This is a genomic window from Pseudomonas sp. NY15356 (genome assembly GCF_048068175.1).
Taxonomy (GTDB): domain Bacteria; phylum Pseudomonadota; class Gammaproteobacteria; order Pseudomonadales; family Pseudomonadaceae; genus Aquipseudomonas; species Aquipseudomonas putida_K.
In genome coordinates, this window is sequence record NZ_JBLUPW010000006.1 from 60,811 (window position 1) to 80,574 (window position 19,764).

The 19,764-nt window shown below is 64.3% G+C and carries 18 protein-coding genes and 3 pseudogenes; 11 read left to right on the plus strand and 10 right to left on the minus strand.

Features of this window, described 5'->3' with window-relative positions; translation table 11 throughout:
* Positions 1-91 precede the first annotated feature (91 nt).
* Positions 92-2,472: pseudogene (locus ACNFCI_RS07110) on the plus strand (response regulator).
* Here the strand turns inward: ACNFCI_RS07110 and ACNFCI_RS07115 are convergent.
* Both ACNFCI_RS07115 and msrB read right to left on the minus strand, forming a co-directional pair.
* Positions 2,438-2,926 carry a glutathione peroxidase gene (locus ACNFCI_RS07115; RefSeq protein WP_084854992.1) on the minus strand — a complete coding sequence of 163 codons (489 nt, stop codon included), beginning with the start codon at positions 2,924-2,926 and terminating at the stop codon, positions 2,438-2,440. The pseudogene ACNFCI_RS07110 and the gene ACNFCI_RS07115 sit on opposite strands and share 35 nt — an antisense overlap.
* Positions 2,927-2,939: 13 nt before the next feature.
* Positions 2,940-3,335: a peptide-methionine (R)-S-oxide reductase MsrB gene (gene msrB / locus ACNFCI_RS07120; protein ID WP_084854991.1), complete on the minus strand. Its 396-nt coding sequence runs from the start codon at positions 3,333-3,335 to the stop codon at positions 2,940-2,942.
* A gap of 162 nt (positions 3,336-3,497) precedes the next feature.
* Between msrB and ACNFCI_RS07125 the strand changes: the two genes are divergently transcribed.
* A complete protein-coding gene (locus ACNFCI_RS07125) occupies positions 3,498-4,709 on the plus strand; it encodes a pyridoxal phosphate-dependent aminotransferase (RefSeq protein ID WP_084854990.1) in 1,212 nt (403 codons plus the stop codon).
* A 285-nt stretch (positions 4,710-4,994) separates the two neighbouring features.
* Positions 4,995-5,882, plus strand: coding sequence for a protease HtpX (htpX, locus tag ACNFCI_RS07130; RefSeq protein ID WP_084854989.1), 888 nt, complete (start codon positions 4,995-4,997; stop codon positions 5,880-5,882).
* A 104-nt stretch (positions 5,883-5,986) separates the two neighbouring features.
* Here the strand turns inward: htpX and ACNFCI_RS07135 are convergent, their stop codons facing one another.
* The gene (locus ACNFCI_RS07135) at positions 5,987-6,637 is read right to left on the minus strand and encodes a thiopurine S-methyltransferase (protein ID WP_416767705.1); all 651 of its coding nucleotides are present in this window, start codon (positions 6,635-6,637) and stop codon (positions 5,987-5,989) included.
* Between the two features lie 101 nt (positions 6,638-6,738).
* On the opposite strand from ACNFCI_RS07135, the gene ACNFCI_RS07140 reads away from it, so the two are divergent.
* Positions 6,739-7,506: a DODA-type extradiol aromatic ring-opening family dioxygenase gene (locus tag ACNFCI_RS07140; protein ID WP_084854987.1), complete on the plus strand. Its 768-nt coding sequence runs from the start codon at positions 6,739-6,741 to the stop codon at positions 7,504-7,506.
* A gap of 129 nt (positions 7,507-7,635) precedes the next feature.
* Here ACNFCI_RS07140 and ACNFCI_RS07145 read toward each other — a convergent pair.
* Positions 7,636-9,346, minus strand: a pseudogene (locus ACNFCI_RS07145) (DEAD/DEAH box helicase).
* Between the two features lie 400 nt (positions 9,347-9,746).
* The gene (locus ACNFCI_RS07150; RefSeq protein ID WP_084854984.1) at positions 9,747-10,502 is read right to left on the minus strand and encodes a spermidine synthase; all 756 of its coding nucleotides are present in this window, start codon (positions 10,500-10,502) and stop codon (positions 9,747-9,749) included.
* A 113-nt stretch (positions 10,503-10,615) separates the two neighbouring features.
* Between ACNFCI_RS07150 and ACNFCI_RS07155 the strand changes: the two genes are divergently transcribed.
* Positions 10,616-11,962 carry a class II 3-deoxy-7-phosphoheptulonate synthase gene (locus tag ACNFCI_RS07155; RefSeq protein ID WP_084854983.1) on the plus strand — a complete coding sequence of 449 codons (1,347 nt, stop codon included), beginning with the start codon at positions 10,616-10,618 and terminating at the stop codon, positions 11,960-11,962.
* A gap of 94 nt (positions 11,963-12,056) precedes the next feature.
* Here ACNFCI_RS07155 and ACNFCI_RS07160 read toward each other — a convergent pair whose 3' ends face one another.
* Positions 12,057-12,278 carry a DUF1127 domain-containing protein gene (locus ACNFCI_RS07160; RefSeq protein WP_368830178.1) on the minus strand — a complete coding sequence of 74 codons (222 nt, stop codon included), beginning with the start codon at positions 12,276-12,278 and terminating at the stop codon, positions 12,057-12,059.
* Between the two features lie 96 nt (positions 12,279-12,374).
* On the opposite strand from ACNFCI_RS07160, the gene ACNFCI_RS07165 reads away from it, so the two are divergent.
* Complete coding sequence (locus ACNFCI_RS07165) at positions 12,375-13,226, plus strand: LysR substrate-binding domain-containing protein (RefSeq protein ID WP_084855143.1); 852 nt, start codon at positions 12,375-12,377, stop codon at positions 13,224-13,226.
* Positions 13,227-13,300: 74 nt separating this feature from the next.
* Here ACNFCI_RS07165 and ACNFCI_RS07170 read toward each other — a convergent pair whose 3' ends face one another.
* Positions 13,301-14,050, minus strand: a complete 750-nt coding sequence (locus tag ACNFCI_RS07170) for a sulfite exporter TauE/SafE family protein (protein WP_368830182.1) — start codon at positions 14,048-14,050, stop codon at positions 13,301-13,303.
* Positions 14,051-14,329: 279 nt separating this feature from the next.
* Between ACNFCI_RS07170 and ACNFCI_RS07175 the strand changes: the two are divergent.
* From ACNFCI_RS07175 to ACNFCI_RS07185, 3 genes and pseudogenes are all read left to right on the plus strand, one after another.
* Positions 14,330-14,710, plus strand: a pseudogene (locus ACNFCI_RS07175) (hypothetical protein); the annotation flags it as partial.
* Positions 14,711-14,768: 58 nt separating this feature from the next.
* The gene (locus tag ACNFCI_RS07180; protein ID WP_084854980.1) at positions 14,769-15,224 is read left to right on the plus strand and encodes a MarR family winged helix-turn-helix transcriptional regulator; all 456 of its coding nucleotides are present in this window, start codon (positions 14,769-14,771) and stop codon (positions 15,222-15,224) included.
* Between the two features lie 128 nt (positions 15,225-15,352).
* Positions 15,353-15,781 (plus strand): organic hydroperoxide resistance protein, encoded by a 429-nt coding sequence (locus tag ACNFCI_RS07185; RefSeq protein WP_084854979.1) that lies wholly within the window; start codon positions 15,353-15,355, stop codon positions 15,779-15,781.
* A gap of 151 nt (positions 15,782-15,932) precedes the next feature.
* Here ACNFCI_RS07185 and efp read toward each other — a convergent pair whose 3' ends face one another.
* Positions 15,933-16,502 (minus strand): elongation factor P, encoded by a 570-nt coding sequence (efp, locus tag ACNFCI_RS07190; protein ID WP_043209827.1) that lies wholly within the window; start codon positions 16,500-16,502, stop codon positions 15,933-15,935.
* A gap of 48 nt (positions 16,503-16,550) precedes the next feature.
* Positions 16,551-17,684, minus strand: a complete 1,134-nt coding sequence (gene earP, locus ACNFCI_RS07195) for an elongation factor P maturation arginine rhamnosyltransferase EarP (protein WP_416767708.1) — start codon at positions 17,682-17,684, stop codon at positions 16,551-16,553.
* Between the two features lie 130 nt (positions 17,685-17,814).
* On the opposite strand from earP, the gene ACNFCI_RS07200 reads away from it, so the two are divergent.
* Entirely contained in the window at positions 17,815-18,195 is a 381-nt protein-coding gene (locus ACNFCI_RS07200; RefSeq protein WP_416767710.1) for a hypothetical protein, read from the plus strand.
* A gap of 2 nt (positions 18,196-18,197) precedes the next feature.
* A complete protein-coding gene (locus ACNFCI_RS07205; RefSeq protein ID WP_084854977.1) occupies positions 18,198-18,680 on the plus strand; it encodes a GreA/GreB family elongation factor in 483 nt (160 codons plus the stop codon).
* A 103-nt stretch (positions 18,681-18,783) separates the two neighbouring features.
* On the opposite strand, the gene ACNFCI_RS07210 is transcribed toward ACNFCI_RS07205, so the two are convergent.
* Positions 18,784-19,722, minus strand: coding sequence for a LysR family transcriptional regulator (locus ACNFCI_RS07210; RefSeq protein WP_416767711.1), 939 nt, complete (start codon positions 19,720-19,722; stop codon positions 18,784-18,786).
* Positions 19,723-19,764 lie beyond the last annotated feature (42 nt).

The following is a 19,764-nucleotide window of genomic DNA, read 5'->3' on the forward strand; positions in this document are numbered from 1 at the left end:
GGAGTCAGTCGGGGCCGCTGCGCGGCCCAAAAAATAGCGGCCAACCTGAAACGAACGACAGACCTGCCAGCAGCCCAGGGTGTCTCGGGCTATGCTTGCGCAGCGCAGGGGCGCGAAACCGGCTCGAAACTCATGGATATCAAGTTCACCAATCGCCTGTCATACAAGCAAGCCCGGTTGACAGTCCTGGTCGGCTGCGTACTGGGTACCTTGCTCAGTTTCATCCAGATCGGTATCGATTATGCCAGCGAAGACGCATCCATCAACCGTGAAATCGAAGCGTTGCTACAGATCACCCACGACCCGGTCTCGCGCATTTCCTATAACATCGATGCCGAACTGGCCAAGGAACTGACCGGTGGCCTGCTGCAATCGCCGGCGGTGACCCGCGCACGGCTGGTCGACAACAACGGCGCGGTACTGGCCGACTCCCAACGCCCACGCCTGGACGACCGCTACCGCCCCTTGAGCGATTTTCTGTTCGGCGAGCAACGCCAGTTCCAGGAGCGCTTGTTCCTGCCGCACATGCCCAACGAATACCAGGGCACCCTGTACCTGGAAGTCGATACCTACGCCTTCGGCAGCCGCTTCCTCGACCGTGCCGGGGTCACCTTGGTCAATGGGTTCGCCCGCAGCCTGGTACTGACCGGTATCCTCCTTGCGCTGTTCTACCTGATGCTGACCAAGCCCCTGGTCAGGGTCATCGCCGCCCTGAGCAGCAGCGACCCGCGCCACCCGCAGCCAGGCCGCCTGGAATGCCCGCCCGGCCATGAGCAGGACGAGATCGGCGTGCTGGTGAAGGTGACCAACCAGCAGCTCGTCAGCATGGCCGCGGAAATCCAGCAGCGGCGCAATGCCGAGAACCGCCTCACGCAGTATCTCAACGAGCTGGAGGACATCGTCTCGGCCCGCACCAACGAACTGAAGGCCAGCAACGACCGGCTGAGCCAGTCCAACCAGGAGCTGGAACAGGCGCGCCAGCGGGCGCTGGACATGGCCCAGACACGGGCCGCCTTCCTGGCCAACATGAGCCATGAGATCCGTACCCCCCTGAACGGCATGCTGGGCATGATCGCCCTGGCCCTGGACAGCCCCTTGGCTGCCGAACAACACCAGCAGCTGTCGATCGCCCACGACTCGGGCAAGGTGCTGGTGGAACTGCTCAACGATATTCTCGACCTGTCGAAGTTCGATGCCGGCCAGCTGGAGCTCGAACGCATCCCGTTCGACATGGGCGCGATGGTCGAGGACACCGCCAACCTGCTGTCGCAGAACGCCGCAGCCAACGTCGAGCTGACCTGCCTGGTCAGCCCGGGCTTCCCGAGCTCCGTCGTGGGTGACCCGACCCGGGTACGGCAGATCGTCAGCAACCTGTTGTCCAACGCCCTCAAGTTCACCCGTTTCGGTCGTGTCGATGTGCGTCTGGCCGCTATCGTCGGCGGCGTGCGCCTGGAGGTCTGCGACACCGGCATCGGCATTCCCGAACAAGCCCAGGCACGGATCTTCCAGCCCTTCACCCAAGCCGGCGCCGGCATCACCCGCCAGTACGGCGGTACCGGCCTGGGCCTGGCCTTGACCCGTAACCTGTGCAAGGCCATGCAAGGCCACCTGCACATCCAGTCCGAAGCCGGCTTCGGCAGCCGTTTCAGCGCCGAGCTGCCGCTGCTGGTGCACACCGAAGCCATCCCGCCCGCGCCACTGGCCGGGCGCGTGGTGGCCTTGAGCAATGCCGGCAGCGGCCTGGCTGAGCTACTGCAAAGCCTGCTACCCGGTTGGGGCCTGGCCTACCAGCGGATGGACGAGGTGGCCCTGGCCGTCGATGCCGCGCCCGACCTGTTGATCACCGATGACCTCGAGCACCTGTTCGCCCTGCGCCCGGGACTCAAGGCGCCGATCCTGCTGGTGACGGCCTATGGCAATTTCCTGACCGGTGAAGAGGTCACGCAACTGGCGCCCTTGCTGCAACTGGCCCGCCCGCTGGCGCGCAATGCCCTGTACCAGATCCTGCGCCGCGCGCTGCACGGTGACGAGCCCGACGCGCCACAACCCCACGAGCAACCCCCGCCAGGGCAGCGGCGGGCACGCGTGCTGCTGGTGGAGGACAACCCGGTCAACCAACTGGTGGCCAAGGGCATGCTGCTCAAGCTCGGCTGCGACGTGCTGCTGGCCACCCAGGGCGTCGAGGCCCTGGAGCAGCTGGAGCATGAAGCGGTGGACATGGTGCTGATGGACTGCAACATGCCCGTGATGGATGGCTACGAGGCCACCCGGCGCATCCGCCAGGACGGGCGCTGGTCAGCCTTGCCGATCGTAGCCCTGACCGCCAACGCCATGCCCGAGGAGCGTGAGCGCTGCCGCGCCGCCGGCATGAACGACTACCTGGCCAAGCCGTTTCGCCGTGAAGAGTTGCTGGCGTTGGTCGAGCACTGGGCGCCGTTCAGCGATCAAGCAGCGCCTCGATCGGCGCCTTGAGCGCGTCGGGCTTGGTACGGGGGGAAAAGCGGGTGACCTTGCCGCTGGCCGGGTCGATCAGGAACTTGGTGAAATTCCACTTGATCCGTTGCGTGCCGAAGATGCCTGGCGCGCGCTTCTTCAGCTCGACGAACAGCGGGTGGGCGCCCGGGCCGTTGACCTCCACCTTGCGGAACAGCGGGAAGCTCACACCGAAGTTGCGCTGGCAGAACTGCGCGATTTCGCGCGCCTCGCCCGGCTCCTGCTTGCCGAACTGGTTGCAGGGAAAGCCCAGCACCACCAGCCCCTGGGCCCGGTAGTCCTGCCAGAGCTGCTCCAGGCCTTTGTACTGGGGCGTGAAACCGCACTGGCTGGCGGTGTTGACCACCAACAGCGCCTTGCCGGGGAAATCGCCCAGCACTTTGTGCTCGCCACCGAGGGTGACGCAGCGGATATCGCTCAGCGAGTCGGCCATCGCAGGTCTCCGGTCAGTCACGCGGTTTGAGGTCCAGGCACACCGAGTTGATGCAATAGCGCAGGCCGGTCGGTGGCGGGCCATCGGGGAACACATGGCCCAGGTGGGCATCGCAGCGGGCACAGGTGACCTCGGTGCGGATCATGCCATGGGAGGTGTCGCGCACTTCGATCATGGCGCTTTGCTCGATCGGCTCGTAGAAGCTCGGCCAGCCGCAGCCGGCGTCGAACTTGGCCTTGGCGTCGAACAGCGGCAGGTCACAGCAGATGCAATGGTAGATACCGTCGCGCCGCTCGCTGTTGTACTTGCCGCTGAACGGGCGCTCGGTGCCCTTCAGGCGGCACACCTGGTACTGGGCCGGGTCGAGCATCTGGCGCCACTCTTCAAGGGTTTTGTCGATCTTGTGCATGGGTAACCTCGGCAGGCTGAATTTCACTCGCGCCGTCTTTCTTTATGGCGGGGGTGACACGTATATTAGTGGGCTTCTCTTGCCAGCCAGTCTGGCATGCGCTCCGCCCTTTTCAAACCTTTTGACGGCGGTGCGCCGCGACTTCTCAATCGGGATCACATCATGCAGTTCAGCAAATCGAACAAGCTCGCCAATGTCTGCTACGACATTCGCGGCCCGGTGCTCAAGCACGCCAAACGCCTGGAAGAGGAAGGCCATCGCATCCTCAAGCTGAACATCGGCAACCCGGCCCCGTTTGGCTTCGAAGCGCCGGACGAGATCCTCCAGGATGTGATCCGCAACCTGCCCACCGCCCAGGGCTACAGCGACTCCAAGGGCCTGTTCAGCGCGCGCAAGGCGGTCATGCAGTACTGCCAGCAGAAGCAGATCGAAGGCGTCGGCATCGAGGACATCTACCTGGGCAACGGTGTGTCCGAACTGATCGTGATGTCCATGCAGGCGCTGCTCAACAACGGCGACGAGGTGCTGATCCCGGCACCGGACTACCCGCTGTGGACCGCCGCGGTGAGCCTGGCCGGCGGCAAGCCGGTGCACTACCTGTGCGATGAGCAGGCCGACTGGTTCCCGGACCTCGAGGACATCAAGGCCAAGATCACCCCCAACACCAAGGCGCTGGTGATCATCAACCCGAACAACCCGACAGGCGCTGTGTATTCCAAGGAGCTGCTGCTGGGCATGCTGGAGCTGGCGCGCCAGCACAACCTGGTGGTGTTCTCCGACGAGATCTACGACAAGATCCTCTACGACGAAGCCGTGCACATCAGCACCGCCTCGCTGGCCCCGGACCTGCTGTGCCTGACCTTCAACGGCCTGTCCAAGTCGTACCGGGTGGCAGGCTTCCGCTCCGGCTGGCTGATCATCTCCGGGCCCAAGCACCATGCCCAGAGCTACATCGAAGGCATCGACATGCTGGCCAACATGCGCCTGTGCGCCAACGTGCCGGCCCAGCACGCGATCCAGACAGCCCTGGGCGGCTACCAGAGCATCAACGACCTGGTGCTGCCGCCAGGCCGCCTGCTGGAGCAGCGCAACCGTACCTACGAACTGCTCAATGCCATCCCCGGCGTGAGCTGTGTCAAACCCATGGGCGCGCTGTATGCCTTCCCGAAGATCGACCCAAAGGTCTGCCCGATCCATAACGATGAGAAGTTCGTGCTCGACCTGCTGCTGTCCGAGAAACTGCTGATCGTCCAGGGCACAGCGTTCAACTGGCCGTGGCCGGACCACTTCCGTGTGGTGACCCTGCCACGGGTGGACGACCTGGAACAGGCAATCGGGCGTATCGGCAACTTCCTGCGCACCTACCAGCAGTAACAGCGCCGTTCCCAATCGCCGGCAAGCCGGCTCCCACCTGCCCTGCGCTGCTCTCGAAAGCATCGCTGTACCCGTGGGAGCCGGCTTGCCGGCGATTGGGCTTTCGTTGGACTACCGGAAAATCTCTTACATCCTGCAACGCTCTGCCTCACAGCCCTCATTCCAATGTCTGCCATACTCGGCCGTACACAGTTTGAAATAGTCGCCCGGTTGAATCAGCAGGACCCGCCCCTTATATAGCCCGCAGTACGCAACATTTTCGTCCGTCAGGAGAACGTAACAACCATGATGCGCATTCTGTTGTTTGTAGCCACCAACCTTGCGGTGGTGCTGGTTGCAAGCATTACCCTGAGCCTGTTCGGCTTCAATGGGTTCATGGCGGCCAACGGGGTTGACCTCAACCTCAGCCAGCTGCTGGTCTTCTGCGCCGTGTTCGGTTTTGCAGGCTCCCTGGTTTCGCTGTTCATCTCCAAGTGGATGGCGAAGATGACCACCGGTACCCAGATCATCACCCAGCCGCGCACCCGCCACGAGCAGTGGCTGCTGCAAACGGTCGAAGAGCTGTCCCGCGAGGCCGGCATCAAAATGCCGGAAGTGGGTATCTTCCCGGCCTACGAGGCCAACGCCTTCGCCACCGGCTGGAACCGCAACGACGCCCTGGTGGCCGTTTCCCAAGGCCTGCTGGAGCGCTTCTCGCCCGACGAGGTGCGTGCGGTGCTGGCTCACGAGATCGGCCACGTGGCCAACGGTGACATGGTCACCCTGGCGCTGGTGCAAGGCGTGGTGAACACCTTCGTGATGTTCTTCGCCCGCATCATCGGCAACTTCGTCGACAAGGTGATCTTCAAGAACGAAGAAGGCCAGGGCATCGCCTACTACGTGGCGACCATCGTCGCCGAGCTGATCCTGGGCATCCTGGCCAGCATGATCGTCATGTGGTTCTCGCGCCGCCGCGAATACCGCGCCGACGAAGCCGGCGCGCAACTGGCCGGCACCGGCGCGATGATCGGTGCCCTGCAGCGCCTGCGCGTGGAACAAGGCATGCCGGTGCACATGCCCGATACCCTCAAGGCGTTCGGTATCAATGGCGGCCTCAAGCACGGCCTGGCAGGCCTGCTGATGAGCCACCCGCCACTGGAAGATCGCATCGAGGCCCTGCGCCGTCGCGGTTGATCCACTTGTAATGAACAAAAGGGCGACTTCGGTCGCCCTTTTGTATTGACGTTCAAGCGTATGAGAGCGGCTTGCTCCGCGATTAGAGGGCAATGCCCTCCCCTTCACCGCCCCAACAGGTACACCCGCTCCACCAGGCTCACCACGCCCGCCTGCTCGAACTTCGGGCTTTCCCTGATGATCTCCCGCTCCTCGAGCCACTCCACCCGCCACCCGGCAAACCCGGCCCGCACCTCGTCGTCCGCCACCGAGAACGGCGGCCCGTCGAGTAGTGCCTGGTCATAGTCGAGTGTCACCAAAACACCCTGACAAGCGCTTGGCAGCAGCGTCGACAGCAATGCCATGTAGCGTGCGCGCATATCCGCAGGCAACGCGATCAGGGCGGCGCGATCATAGAGCCCGGCACACGCCTTCAAGTCTTGCGCCTGCAAGGCAAAGAAGTCCCCGCACCACAGCTCTACATCACCACTGCGCCACACTTCGAAAGCACCTTGCTGCTCCACCTCCGGCACCAGGCCATGTTCGCGGAAAAAGCTCTCCACCGCCCGCCGCGACAGCTCCACGCCCAGCACTCGATGCCCCTGCCCGGCCAACCAGGCCAGGTCCAGGCTCTTGCCGCACAACGGCACCAGCACGCGACTGCCTGGGGCCAGGCCCAACTTCGGCCAATGGGCCTGCAGGTAAGGGTTGACCTGCGCCTGGTGAAAACCGATCTGGTTGTCGGCCCACCGCTTGTGCCAGAACGCTGGCTCCATGCTTCCTCCCGGTTTTTCGATGAAATGCCTTGAAAACTTATATTGGATATCGATCGATGGCTGACCGAAGATGAAGCCATCTTAACCGCCAGGACTCCGTCATGCTGCCCAGCCTGTTCATTTCCCACGGCTCCCCGATGCTCGCCTTGCAACCCGGTGCCAGTGGCCCGGCCCTGAAGGCCCTGGCCAATGCCTTGGCGCGACCGAAGGCGATCGTGGTGGTGTCGGCGCATTGGGAGAGCCGTGAACTGTTGGTGATGGGCAACGCCCAGCCCGAAACCTGGCACGACTTCCATGGCTTCCCTGCCGCGCTGTATGCGGTGCAGTATCCCGCACCGGGCGAACCGGCCCTGGCCAAACAGGTCGTCGAGCGCCTGGCGACAGCCGGCCTACCGGCCAGCCTGGACGCCCGACGCCCCTTCGACCACGGTGCCTGGGTGCCCTTGTCGCTGATGTATCCAGGCGCCAGCATCCCGGTCGTCCAGGTGTCACTGCCCAGCCCGCTTGGCCCGGCCTTGCAGGTGAAGGTCGGCGAGGCGCTTTCGGCCTTGCGCGCCGAGGGTATCCTGCTGGTGGGTTCGGGCAGCATCACCCACAACCTCGGCGAGCTGGACTGGCATGCCGGGCCCGATGCGGTCGAGCCGTGGGCGCTGGCGTTCCGCGATTGGGTGGTGGACAAGCTGGCCACAGATGACCGCGATGCGCTGCTTGACTATCGGCAGCAGGCACCGTTTGCCGAGCGCAATCACCCCAGTGACGAGCACCTGCTGCCGTTGTTCTTTGCCCTGGGGGCTGGAGGGACGTTCTCGGTGGTTCACCAGGGGTTTACCCTGGGGGCGCTGGGGATGGATATCTATCGGTTCGACTGAATAAGCCCAATCGCCGGCAAGCCCACAGGATGACGCTGTCTGGGGGAGCCGGCTTGCCGGCGATTCGGCCTTTCCAACCAGGCAAAAAAATCCCCAGCCAAGGCCGGGGATTTTTTCATTGCGCCAGGATCAGTCCTCGCGGTAGCGGCGCAGCTTCAGCTGCTTGCCCGCTACACGGGTGTCCTTGAGCTTGGACAGCAGACGCTCCAGGCCTTCTTCTGGCAGCTCGACCAGGCTGAAGCTGTCACGCACCTGGATACGGCCGATGGCGTCACGGGCCAGGCCGCCTTCGTTGAGGATCGCGCCCAGCAGGTTCTTGGCGGCGATACCGTCACGGGCACCGAGGGCGGTACGGCAACGCACGCGGCCTTCCGGCAGCGGCATCGGCGCGCGACGCTCGCGGTCACCACGTTCGCCACGCTCACCGCGCTCGCTGCGTTCACCACGCTCGCGCGGGGTGTAGGTCGGCACCAGCGGCTGCTCGCGCTCGACCGCAGCCAGGTCCAGGGCCTGGCCGTTGGTGGCCTTGCGCAGCAGGGCCGAGGCCAAGGCACGCGGGGTGCAGCCCAGGTCGGCGGTCAGGCGGTCGAACAGCTCGCCATGGCTGGCTTCCGACTCGGCCACCAGCGGCGCCAGGCTCGCGGTCAGCTTCTTGATGCGCGCGTCGAGCACGGCCTGCGGGTTCGGCAGGCGGGCTTCGGCAACTTTCTGCCCGGTGACACGCTCGATGACCTGCAGCATGCGGCGCTCACGCGGGGTGACCAGCAGCAGCGCACGGCCATCGCGACCGGCACGGCCGGTACGGCCGATACGGTGCACGTAGGACTCCGGGTCGTACGGCATGTCGACGTTGAACACGTGGGTGATGCGCGGTACGTCCAGGCCACGGGCGGCGACGTCGGTGGCGACGACGATGTCCAGGCGGCCATCCTTGAGCGAGTCGATGACGCGCTCACGCTGGTTCTGGGCGATGTCGCCGTTCAGCGCGGCAGCCTTGTAGCCCTTGGCTTCCAGGGCGGCGGCCAGGTCCAGGGTGGCTTGCTTGGTACGCACGAAGGCGATCAGCGCGTCGAACTCTTCCACTTCCAGCAGGCGCAACACGGCCGGGATCTTCTGGTCGGCGTGGACCATCAGGTGGGCCTGGTCGATCGCGGTGACGGTCTGGGTCTTGCTCTGGATCTTGACGTGCTTGGGCTCACGCAGGTGACGCTCGGCGATCGACCGGATCGACGACGGCAGGGTGGCGGAGAACAGCACGGTCTGGCGCGACTCGGGGATGGCCTTGAAGATGACTTCCAGGTCGTCCATGAAACCGAGCTTGAGCATTTCGTCCGCTTCGTCGAGTACCAGGTACTGGACGGTGGACAGGACTTTCTCGTCGCGGCGCAGGTGGTCGCACAGGCGGCCCGGGGTGGCGACGACGATCTGGGCGCCGTTACGGATGGCGCGCAGCTGTGGGCCCATCGGGGCACCACCGTACACGGCCACGACGTTCACGCCCGGCATCTGCTTGGCGTAGGTTTCGAAAGCGGTGGCTACTTGCAGCGCCAACTCACGGGTCGGCGCCAGGATCAGGGCTTGCGGTTCGCGCTTGCTCACGTCGATGCGATTGAGGATCGGCAGGGCGAAGGCAGCGGTCTTGCCGGTGCCAGTCTGCGCCTGGCCGATCATGTCGTGACCGGCGAGGATGATCGGGATCGACTGTTGCTGGATGGCCGACGGCTCTTCATAGCCGGTCGCCAGTACTGCGGCAACGATATTCGGATTGAGATCGAGAGCGGCGAATCCGCCGGTTTCCTGGGTCATGGGTCTGCCTCTAGGTGCATCCGCAAAGACCCATGCTCCAAAGCTGCACATGCCTTGAAAGACCAAACGGTCACCCAGGCAGCTTTGGCGGCGGGGATTTGCGAAAACGATTGAAAAAGGAACGTCTTGGGAAGGTCCGCCTAGCGGACGCGCAGCCGAAGCTGGACTCGGAGGATTTGCACCACCTGATTTTGAGGTCCGCTAAAAGACCGGCGCGTACTATACCCGAATTAGTGCCGGACCGTGAGATTTTTTTCAACGGTCAAGGCCAGCACGGAGCCATCTACTCGCTCGGGCTGAATCGATTTCGCGTCGCCCTCGCGGCATCCTGTGGGAGCGGCGGTGCGGCGGTCCCACAGGGGCAGCATTGGCCGCTTGTTCTCTGCGCGACAGCGCAGCCCGAAGGGCTGGGTGATCTCCCACAGGGCCCTTCTTCAACTGGCCGGCCGAACCGCCTTGATCAGGTACTCCAGCGAATACCCCAACCGCGGCGCCAACGCCTCGGCCCGCGCCCGCAGCCCGTCCAGGTCCAGCGCCTGCTCCAGGTCGGCCGGCACCAGCAGGATCACATTCCCCTCCTTCACCGGCAGCTCCCAATAATGCCGGTGGTACAAGCCACGCAGCAACGCCGCGCCCAGAGGCCGACCATCATCGCCGGCCCACTGGTTGATCACCAGCCAGCCGCCCGGGTTGAGCTGCTTCTGGCAGTTTTCCAAGAACCCCCAGGCCAAGTGCCCGACGCCCGGTCCATGGTCGGTATAGAGGTCGACGAACAGCAGGTCGGCCTTTTCGGCGCTGGGCAGCAGTTCCAGAGCATCGCCCACCCGTACGTACAGCCTCGGGTCGTCGTCCAGGCCCATGTATTCCATGGCCAGGCGTGGCACATCAGGGCGCAGCTCGATGGCCTCGACGTCTTCCAGGGGCAGGAACTTCAGGCAGGCCTGGGTCAAGGTCCCGGCCCCAAGCCCCAGGAACAGCGCGCTCTCCGGCTGCGCATGGCACAGGGCCCCGACCAGCATGGCGCGGGTGTAGTCGTATTCCAGCCAGCTGGGGTCGGCCGTGAAGGTGCAGCTCTGCTCGATGGCGTCGCCGAACTCGAGGAAGCGGTAGTCGTCCACCTCATAGACGCTGATGACCCCGAACGCATCCTCGACCCGGGCCAACAGCCGCTCTTCCCGCTCCGTCCCCATTACCGCCACCTGCCCGCGCAAAACGGCCATTGTCCGCCAATGCCCCCGGTGCAACAAGCACGCCGCCAGCTGATACCATGGCAGGCAGCCAATAACCGACTACCGAGCCCGTGATGAACCGACCCTGGAGCCCCGAGAGCTGGCGCACCCTGCCGATCCAGCAGCAACCGACCTACCCTGACGCCGCGCACCTGCTCAAAGTGGAGCAGACCCTGGCCAGCTACCCGCCGCTGGTGTTCGCAGGCGAAGCCCGGGAGTTGCGCCGGCAGTTCGCCGAGGTCACCGAGGGCCGGGCCTTCCTGCTGCAGGGCGGCGACTGCGCCGAAAGCTTCGCCGAGTTCTCGGCGGCGAAGATCCGCGACACCTTCAAGGTGCTGCTGCAGATGGCCATTGTCATGACCTTTGCCGCCGGCTGCCCGGTGGTCAAGGTCGGGCGCATGGCCGGGCAGTTCGCCAAGCCCCGCTCGGCGGGTGACGAAACCATCGGCCAGGTGACCTTGCCGGCCTACCGCGGCGACATCGTCAACGGTATCGGTTTCGACGAGCAGAGCCGCGTGCCGGACCCGGAGCGCCTGCTGCAGGCCTACCACCAGGCCACCGCCAGCCTCAACCTGCTGCGCGCCTTTGCCCAGGGCGGCTTTGCCGACCTGCACCAGGTGCACAAATGGAACCTGGACTTCATCGCCAACTCGGCCTTGTCGGAGAAGTACCACCAACTGGCCGGGCGCATCGACGAGACGCTCGCGTTCATGCGTGCCTGCGGCCTGGACAGCGCACCGCAGCTACGCGAGACGAGCTTCTTCACCGCCCACGAAGCTCTGCTGCTCAACTACGAGGAAGCCTTCGTGCGGCGTGACAGCCTGACCGGCGACTACTACGACTGCTCGGCGCACATGCTGTGGATCGGCGACCGTACCCGCCAGCTGGACGGTGCCCATGTGGAGTTCCTGCGCGGAGTGCACAACCCGATCGGGGTCAAGGTCGGCCCGAGCATGAACCCCGAGGCGTTGATCCGCCTGATCGACACCCTCAACCCAGACAACGACCCGGGGCGGCTCAACCTGATCGTGCGCATGGGCGCCGGCAAGGTAGCCGAGCACCTGCCGGGGCTGATCCGCACCGTCGAACGCGAAGGGCGCAAGGTGCTGTGGAGCTCCGACCCGATGCACGGCAACACCATCAAGGCCAGCAGCGGCTACAAGACCCGGGATTTTGCGCAGATCCTCGACGAGGTGCGTCAGTTCTTCCAGGTGCACCAGGCCGAAGGCTCGTACGCCGGCGGTATCCATATCGAGATGACCGGGCAGAATGTCACCGAATGCATCGGCGGAGCACGGCCGATCACCGAGGATGGGTTGTCGGATCGCTACCACACCCATTGCGACCCGCGGCTCAATGCCGACCAATCACTGGAGCTGGCATTCCTGATTGCCGAGACGCTCAAGCAAGTTCGCCAATAAGGCATCGACCCCAATCGCGGGACAAGCCCGCTCCCACAAGGATCACCGCTAACCCTGTGGGGCTTGTCCCGCGATGACATCGGCACGGTCTTGCTCATTTGCGCAGCGGATCATCCCAGAAATGCCGCTCGGCCTCCTGCTCGATATCCGCCCTGCTCAAGCCCAGGTCGTGCAAGGTCGCATCGCTCAGGCTGCGCAACTCGCGGCGCTGGCGGTACAGCTCGTACCAGCGAAGCAGCCGTGCCAACAGTGCTTCCTTTAGATGGGTGAACGAAGAGGAAGGTTTGACGTACAGGGTTGTGATCTGACCTTTCATCTTGAAGCCCTCCGTGAAGATGGCTTCAGTCTCGCGCCGGGCCTAAGATCAATCCAACGAATGTTTCTGATGCAATGCATCTCGGAGATTGATGCAATGTCCCAGTACCAGAATCTCGATTCGGACGTGCTGCGCACTTTCGTCGCAATCGCCGAACAGGGCGGCTTCACCCGTGCCGGCGAGGTGGTGAACCGCACCCAATCGGCGGTGAGCATGCAGATGAAGCGGTTGGAAGAGGACATTCTCCAGCGCCAGCTGTTCGAACGCGACGGCCGCCAGGTGCGGCTGACCGCCGAGGGCCAGGTACTGCTCGGCTATGCCCGGCGCATCCTCAAACTGCAAGGCGAGGTGTTCAATACCCTGCGCATGCCGCACATGGTCGGCGTGGTGCGCATCGGCACGCCCGACGACTACGCCATGCGCTTTCTGCCCACTATTCTTTCGAGCTTCGCCCAGGCCTACCCGCTGATTCAGGTGGAAGTGCATTGCGAGTCGTCCAAGCAATTGATGCTGCGCCAGGACCTGGACCTGACCATCGTCACCCGCGAACCGGGCAACGAGGTCGGCCAGTTGCTGCGCCAGGAGCGCCTGGTGTGGGCCGCAGCCCAGGGCTTCTGCCCGCAGGAACAGCGCCCCATGCCCCTGGCGCTGTTCAACACCGACTGTTTCTGCCGCGCCTGGACCTGCAACGCCCTGGAGGCCCAGGGCATCGACTATCGCATCGCCTACACCAGCCCCAGCCTGGCGGCGATCTTCGCCATCGTCACCGCCGGCCTGGCCGTCACCGCCCAGCTGCAGAGCCTGGTCGGGGGCAACCTGCGGGTGCTCGGCGAACACGAAGGCCTGCCGCAGCTGCCGCTGGCCAATGTGATGCTGTTGCGCAACACGCAGCACCAATCGCCAATCACCGACTGCATGGCGGACTATATCGTCGAAGGGTTCAAGTGATGCCTGTCGCCGGAGGCGCGGGCCTATGGGAGCGGAGCAAACGGTCTTGGTTGCTTGCCGGCGATGCTCCTTGGCTAGACCTCCAGGCCCAGCATCACAGCGCAGACCACCAGGAAGACACAGAACAGCGTGCGCAACACCTTCTCCGGCAAGGCGTGGGCCAGCTTCACACCCCAGCTGATACTGAACAGGCCACCGATGGCCAGCGGGATACCCACGTGCCAGTCGACACTGCCGTGCACACCGTAGGTCACCAACGTCACCAACGTGCTGGGCACAGCCAGGGCCAGTGACAGCCCTTGGGCAACCACCTGGGTGGTACCGAATACACTGGTCAGGATGGGGGTCGCCACCACTGCCCCGCCAACACCGAACAACCCGCCCATGGCGCCGGCGAAACTGCCGAGCACACCCAGCCAAGGCCAGGGGTAGCGCAGCTCGGCGCTTGGCGGCGCTACGCGCAGGAACATCCGCGCCACGTTCCACACCGCCAGGGCCACCAGGAAACCGACGAAGCCCAGGCGCATGGCCTGCGCATCAATGCCCACCGCCCAGATCGAGCCAAGCCAGGCGAACACGAAGCTGCACACCGCCAGTGGCAACGCATGACGCAATTCGATGCGGTTGCGCTGGTTGTAGCGCCACAGCGCCAGCAGCACGTTGGGTACCACCATCACCAACGCCGTGCCCTGGGCCAGTTGCTGGTCGAGGCCGAACAATACGCCCAGCGCTGGGATCGCGATCAACCCACCACCGATGCCGAACAAACCGCCCATCGTGCCCAGGGCCGCGCCCAACACGACATACATCACCCACTCGATCATCCGCGCCTCATCCGCCGGTTTGACAATACAGGCCATGCTAACGGCTCGCCGCTGGTGGGGAAACGCACAGCAGCGCACAATGGCTTTGCGTAATCCGCAAAAGCAAAACGCTTTCCCCTGTAGGAGCGGGCTTGCCCCGCGATCGGGCGCGCAGCGGCCGTAAAACCAGCCCATTCGATACATCAGGCTGACCCTGCTTTACCGGATCGCGGCCGCTGCGCGCCCGATCGCGGGGCAAGCCCGCTCCTACACCGGTCTGTGCTAGATCAACAGTGATGTGTGGACGTACAGCTGCGCCTGATCGACAGTTTCGTCGACCTGCATGACAGCCACCTGGGCGAGGTCGACCTGGTACTGCGCGCCAGCCCCCTGGCCGACACCCGTCTGGTGGCCACGCCGCTGGCCTACATGGTGCGCATCGCCTGCGCCAGCCCCACCTACTTGGCCAGCCACGGCGTGCCGCCCTGTCCGAGCGAGCTGCCGGAGCACCATGGCCTGGACTGGGACGGCCTGCCGCCACCGGAAAGCAGTGGCATTTATGCACTACGCCTGGAACATGAAACGAACTCTCGCAGTCGCTTGCTGCTCGAATTCCTCAAGAGCCGTTTCAGTCCGGTACCACCCTGGGACCTGGCCCTGCGCAGCGGACTGCGCAGGTAGTGAGCGCGCCAACCATCAGCGTGCTAGATTTTCACCCTGACTTCATTCAAGGACCTGCATGAACGCCGACATCAACGCCCCTTGCGACGAGCTGCTGCTGGATAACCAGGTCTGCTTCGCCCTGCACTCCACCTCGTTGCTGATGACCAAGGTTTACAAACCTCTGTTGCAGGCCCTGGGCCTGACTTATCCGCAATACCTGGCCATGCTCGTGCTCTGGGAACAGGACGGCCTGACCGTGGGCGAGATCAGCCAGCGCCTGCTCACCGACCCCGGCTCGCTGACGCCGTTGCTCAAGCGCCTGGAAAGCGAAGGGCTGCTCAAGCGCACCCGCAGCCGCGAGGATGAGCGGGTGGTACTGGTGGAGCTGACCGACAAGGGGCGCGCCCTGCAGGACGAGGCCAGGCGCGTGCCGCCGTGCATCCTGCAAGCCAGCGGGCGCAGTGTCGAACGCCTGCAGCAACTGCAGGCGGACTTGCTGGAACTGCGCGCCAGCCTGCAAAAAAGCCTCTGAACGCTATGCTGTGGAACGCCGAACGATGAACGGCATGAAATTTATCTTGCGCGCTAAATAATTGAGCGCTAATTTAATTCCCGTACCCATCCAGCGCCACGGCGCACAGCACACAAGCGAGGCTCAAGATGCAAAAGGTCACTCCCCTGTACATCGCCGAAGCAACCTCCACGGGCGGACGCGATGGCAAATCCCGCTCCAGCGACGGCAAGCTCGAGGTCAAGCTGAGCACGCCCAAGGAGCTGGGCGGCGCTGGCGGCGACGGAACCAACCCCGAGCAGATGTTCGCAGCCGGTTATTCGGCCTGCTTCATCGGCGCCTTGAAGTTCGTGGCGGGCCAGGCGAAGCAGCAACTGCCTGCCGACAGCTCGATCACCGCCAAGGTGGGCATCGGGCAGATCCCGGGCGGGTTCGGCCTGGATATCGACCTGCACATCAACCTGCCGGGGCTGGCCCAGGCAGAAGCCGAGGCACTGGTGGAGAAGGCGCACCATGTCTGCCCTTACTCCAATGCCACGCGTAACAATGTGGATGTGCGGTTGCATGTGACGGTTTGACCGTATGGGGACGCGTTGCGTCCCAATCGCCGGCAAGCCGGCTCCCACAGGTACAGCGTAGTGGAGCCGGCTTGCCGGCGATTGGCAGCATCGAATAGCGCGTCATAAAAAAACCCGGCCAAGGCCGGGTTTTTTGCGATCGCAAGAAGGATTACTTCTTGGAACGGCCCTTGAAGCTGCCGTCGCGAGTGTCGATGTCGATCCACTCGTCGATCTCGATGAAGTCGGCAACCTGGATTTCAGTGCCGTTGGCCAGCTTGGCCGGCTTCATGACCTTGCCCGAGGTGTCGCCGCGAGCAGCGTTCTCGGTGTAGGTGACCTGGCGGCTGATGGTGGTCGGCAGTTCGACCGATACGACTTTCTCTTCGTACATGGTCAGGGCGCAGACGTCCTGCATGCCTTCTTCGATGTACGGCAGAACGGCGTCGATGTCTTCGGCGTTCAGTTCGTACATGGTGTAGTCGGTGGTGTCCATGAACGTGTAGGCATCACCGCTGATGAAGGACAGGGTGACTTCCTTGCGATCGAGGATCACGTCGTCCAGCTTGTCGTCGGCGAAGTAGACGGTTTCGGTCTTGTAGCCGGTCAGCAGGTTCTTCAGCTTGGTCTTCATGATCGCGCTGTTGCGACCGGACTTGGTGAATTCGGCTTTCTGTACCAGCCACGGGTCGTTGTCGATCCGCAGTACGGTACCGGGTTTCAGTTCTTTACCAGTTTTCATTACGAAGTATCCGAATCTGGATGGATTTATAAAAATCGAGGCCGCGTATCATAGCCAATTTCGGTAAAACTGTACCAGCGTCGTGGCAAGGTCCGGCCGAGCGGCCTGTGCGGCGCTCCATTGGCGGGCATGTGCCTGCAGCTGCGGCCAGTGCCGGAGAACCCCGCGCCAGGCCGCGCCCATGTCACGATCCATGTTCCAGGCCCGCCAGAGCTCGACCAACGCATCTCCCGCTTTTTCTGACAGCCCTTGGCGATAAAGCTTGAGGAACGCCTCGAGTTTTTCCCAGTGGGCGTTCTCGTCCTGCACGTAGATGTGCCACAACAGCGGCTTGCCGGCCCACTGGGCGCGCACGAAGGAGTCCTCGCCACGTACGGCATTGAAGTCGCAGGCCCAGAGCAGGCGATCGTAATCGTCCTGACTGACGAATGGCAGGATCTGCACGGTCAGCGCGCCTTTGCGCCGCACATCGCCCACCCCCAGGCCGGGCTCGCACAGCCATTGGCGCACGTCGGCCAGGATGCGCCCCTCGGGCACCAGCAAATGGCTGGGCTGGCCATCTTCGGCCAAGGCATCGAGCCAGTTACCCAGTTGCGCGTTTTCGTAAGCGAACAGCGAGAGCAACCGCGCGCCCTCCTCCACCTGCACGCCCAGGCTGCCGAGGAACGCTGTGCGTGCGGCCGGGTCCGCCTCGAAGGCCTCGCGCCGGGCCAGCAACGTACCCTCGCGCAGCAGGCCGCCGGTCTTGTCGGTGAAGCCCGGGAAAAAGAACAGGGTGCGCAGCCCATTGGCCTGGGGTGAGGCCAGGCCATGGCAGCCCTCGACCCAATCCTCGGCGCTCAGGTACTCGAGGTTCAGCCACAATGCAGGCGTGGCCCGCAGGCGCAGGGCCTCGATGTAATCGGCCGGCAGCCGGCAACCAAAGGCACCGATCACCACATCGCCAGGCGCCACCGGTTGCCATTGGCCCGGCCAATGCCGCACGTCGACGCCGGCCCGCCACTGCTGCGCGGCGCCGGCATCGGCTGCTGGGCATAGGCGCACGAAGGCCTCCAGGTCGTCCACCCACAGGCGTACCGCCAGCCCCTGCTCGGCCACCAGCTGGCGGGCCAGGCGCCAGGTCACGCCGATGTCGCCGTAGTTGTCGACGACCGTGCAGAAGATGTCCCAGGTGGATTTCATACCCACTCCCTTGCCTTGCGCAAAACCGCGGATTTTGCGGATAAATGCCTCGTGGCGAAAGCATCGGCGGGAAAAAACCCTTGCCGCCGTGCGACAATGCCGGCATGAACCGCCCAGCCAGGAGGCCGCCATGCCACGTCGTCGCGAACTGAAGGTTACCCTCAAGCCCGTGCAGTTGATCCTCTGCGTGGCGCTCGGCCTGTGGCTCGGCGCCGTGGCCATCGCCCTGAGCCTGTGGCTGGCCTGGCGCTGGTGGCCGGGGCAGGTGCAGCCGGTGATCCAGGCCATGGCACCGACCGCCAGCCAACCAGCAGCACCAGCCGACGCCCAGGCCGAGATGTTCGAGCGCTACAAGGTGATCCTCCAGCAGCAGCAGGCTCGCCAGGCCGTCGAAGCCGCCCAGGGCAGCCCGCGCAACCTGAACAACCCCAAGTGCCAGTTCTGGCTGCAACAGAACCGCACCGCACCGACCGACAAGAGCCAGGCCAACGTACTGGAATTCTGCTATTGACCATGGATAAGACCACCCTGCTCTCGCGCATCGTCCAGACCCTCGAGCATGATGTCGAGGTGCTTCGCCGTGCGGCCCAGGCCGCCTACGAGGCCGCCACCGCGGAGGAGAACATCGCCGAGAACAAGTATGACACCCTGAGCCTCGAGGCCTCGTACCTGGCCACCGGGCAGGCCCGGCGCACGGCCGAGATCCGCCAGGCGCTGCTGGCGTACCAGCAATTGCGGCTGCGCGACTACGACCCGGTTCGCGGCATCCAGGTCAGCAACCTGGTGACCCTGGAAGACGACCAAGGGCACCCGCGCTTGCTATTCCTGGGGCCTGAGGCGGCAGGGTTGAAGATCGGTGAAGGTGAGCAAATGGTGACCGTCATCACAGCGCGTTCACCATTGGGGCAGCAGTTGCTGGGCAAGAAGGTCGATGACGAAGTGAGCCTGACGGTGGCCGGCGCCGAACAAGTATCAGTGGTGACTCAGGTCGCCTGAAGCGGCCCTATCGCGGGACAAGCCCGCTCCCACAGCCCCCACTGAATCAATGGCTTATGTGTTGTTCTAGGAGGGCTTGCCCCGCGATGGGCCCAGCACCGCTCTACGCCACTTCCAGCGCATTGAACCGCGTCGCCAACCCTTGCTCGGCGAACCGCTGCACCACGAAATCGATGAACGCCCGGGTCTTGCCCGGCAACAGCTTGTGCTCGGCGTAGTACAGGCTGATATGCCCATCGTCCACGTACCAGTCCGGCAGCACGCGCTGCAACCGCCCGGCCACCAGGTACGGCACCGCGAACGGCAGGCTGACCAGGGCAATGCCCAACCCCTGTTCGGCCACCACACAGGCAGCGTCGGAGTCACTCATGGTCATGGCCTGCTGCAACTGCAGCGGCCGTTGTTCCTGCCAACGGCTGGTCAGTGGCCAGGAGCGCACACGACCGGTCTGCGGGGAGCGGATCAGGATGCCGGCGTGTCGCGGCAAGGCCTCCGGCTGGTCGATCGGCCCATGGCGCTGCACATAGCCGGGCGCGGCCACCAGCACCCGGTGCGCCGGGGTCAGCTTACGCGCCACCACCCCGGGCGGCAGCTCGAAACCACCGCCGATGGCGGCGTCGAACCCCTGGCCGATCAGGTCCACCTGGCGGTTGTCGAAATGCCAGTCGGGGATGATCGCCGGGTAGCGCTGCAGAAACTCGCCAAGCAAGGGCAACACGTACAGCCGCCCGAACACCGTGCCCATGCTCACCCGCAAGGCGCCGGCCGGCTGGCCTTCGGCGCTGGCGAGGTTGGCCATGGCGTACTGGATGGTGCGGAAACTGTCGCTCACCTCTTCCAGGAAACGCTGGCCCGCTTCGGTGAGGGTCAGCTTGCGGGTGCTGCGCTGGAACAGGCGCACACCCAGGCGCGCCTCCAGCTGGGCGACGTTCTTGCCCACCGCGGCCGGGGTCAGGTGCAGGCGCCGGGCCGCTTCGGCGAAGCTGCCGACCTCGGCGCTGCGAATGAAGCACTCGAGGGTGCTGAAGGATTCCATGGCCATGATCATCAACCCAAGGTTTACTCTGCTGATCGCGATTGCCAT